Consider the following 1852-nt stretch of genomic DNA (forward strand, 5'->3'; position numbering starts at 1 on the left):
ATCTTGATCTCCTTGCCATCGGCGGACCGTCCGACGATGCCATAGGATTTGACAGCCGTTGCCTCGTCGGCAAGCGGCGCGGCGCGGTTGTCTTCGTCGGTCAGCTTCGGTGGCGCGATCGGCTTTGCCCGCCCGGGCTTGTAGTCGCCTGAAGTCACGTCGCGCGCGCTTTCGCCATTGCCGGCACTGGCGGAGCCAGGTTCGGCAGCGAAAGCCGGGACCGCCCACATTGCGGTAGACAGCAATGCGGACGCAATGAGTGCGTTTGTCAGTTTTGTCATGGTGAGACTCTCCCAAAAGTCAGCAAGGACTGGATCAAAATACAGAAATATTGTCGAGATCGTGGTGGCGTCGAAAAAGGAATTTGGTTACCGCACTTGAAATATGACCATCGCCTATGCGGTCGGTCAAAAGCCCCCGCCAAAGATACCCGCGCGGATATATTGCCTAAATTAATACAACATTGGAATGACAATTAGCTTCCACATAGCCCGTGGGGGGCTATAGGTTTTGGGCGAGGTCTGCACAGGAACGCGATCCGCAAAGCAGCGCCTGACTTGGTGTTCCTGCCGTGCCGCAACAACAAGTGCTGCGCGGCCTGACCACCAGTCTGAGGCTTGCTTTGTTGATCATGCGCCAGGGCTGGTCCGTTCGCGAACGTGTCTCAGGAGGGCTTCAGGTGAACATCATCCATCGGTTCAGGCCGATCGCCGCCGCATCGCTGCTCGGCATCGCGGCCGCCCTTGCGGCAGCCAATTCCACCCAGGCCGACGAAGCGGTCGCTCGACCGGAGGCAGCGGTCTCGCCAATGAACCGCGTGACGGAAGCCAGGGCGAAAGCAGCGGCGGAGAACCCCGACGCAGCCGACCGCGTCTATGGCGGCAACCAGGCCGAAAAGGGAGCCTACCCGTTCCAGGTCGCGCTGCTCACCACCGACAGGCTGGACGAGAATCCGGCATCGCAGGCCAACGCCCAATTCTGCGGCGGCAGCCTGATCGCGCCGCAATGGGTGCTGACGGCAGCACACTGCCTCAACGACAAGGGCCAGCCGGTTTCGCCTGAGAGCGTCACCGTGCTGACCGGTGCAACCGATCTCAGCGAAGGCAAGCGCCACAAGGTGGTGGAGGTCATCGTCAACGAAGGCTACAGCGAGCAGACCCTCGACAACGACCTCGGTCTGCTCCGGCTTGCCGAGCCGGCCGATGCGCCGACCATCAAGGTCGCCCGTGACGCAACGCCCGAGACCGGCAAGACGACGGTCACCGGCTGGGGCAAGATGCAGGACGGCACCTTTCCGACCACGCTGATGGTCGCCGACCTCGACCTGCAGCCGAACCAGGCCTGCAACAGCGGTATCAAGGCCATCTATGCGCATGATCTGAAGGCAGCGCTCGGCGATCTGTCACGCCGTATGCGCTATTCGGAAAAAGGCATCGACGCGGCCGCCAGCGCGATCGCCGCCGACATGACCGACCCGCTGACCGGCAACATGATCTGCGCCGGCACCACCAGCGGCGTGCGCGATGCTTGCAATGGCGACAGCGGCGGACCGTTGTTCATGACCGGCACCGGCGGGCCGGTCCAAATCGGCGTCGTCAGTTGGGGCGAGGGCCCGGCGGACGGCAGCGCGGCCTGCGGCCACAAGGACGCCTACGGCATCTACACGCGGCTGGCCAACTACACCGGCTGGATCGAGACGAAGATGAAAAGCTCTGCTCCGGCGCCTGCCAAACCCAAGGCGGGACTGGGCACGGCGCAGAAACCGAAAACGCCCTGAACCGCGGCCATTTGGCTCCTATGAAAAACGGCGGGATTGCCCGCCGTTCTTATTTGCCGCTCGAGGTCTATTTTC

Annotated in this window: 1 protein-coding gene and 1 pseudogene; one reads left to right on the forward strand and one right to left on the reverse strand. The window is 62.6% G+C overall.

Going from position 1 to position 1852, the window contains the following annotated elements; all coding sequences use genetic code 11:
- Window positions 1–281: pseudogene (locus EN943_RS36795) on the reverse strand (serine protease); the annotation flags it as partial.
- Window positions 282–679: 398 nt separating this feature from the next.
- Here EN943_RS36795 and EN943_RS36800 point away from each other — a divergent pair.
- Window positions 680–1777, forward strand: a complete 1098-nt coding sequence (locus EN943_RS36800; RefSeq protein WP_127416593.1) for a trypsin-like serine protease — start codon at window positions 680–682, stop codon at window positions 1775–1777.
- Window positions 1778–1852: the final 75 nt, after the last annotated feature.

Source organism: Mesorhizobium sp. M7A.F.Ca.US.006.01.1.1 (genome assembly GCF_003997935.1).
GTDB lineage: Bacteria > Pseudomonadota > Alphaproteobacteria > Rhizobiales > Rhizobiaceae > Mesorhizobium.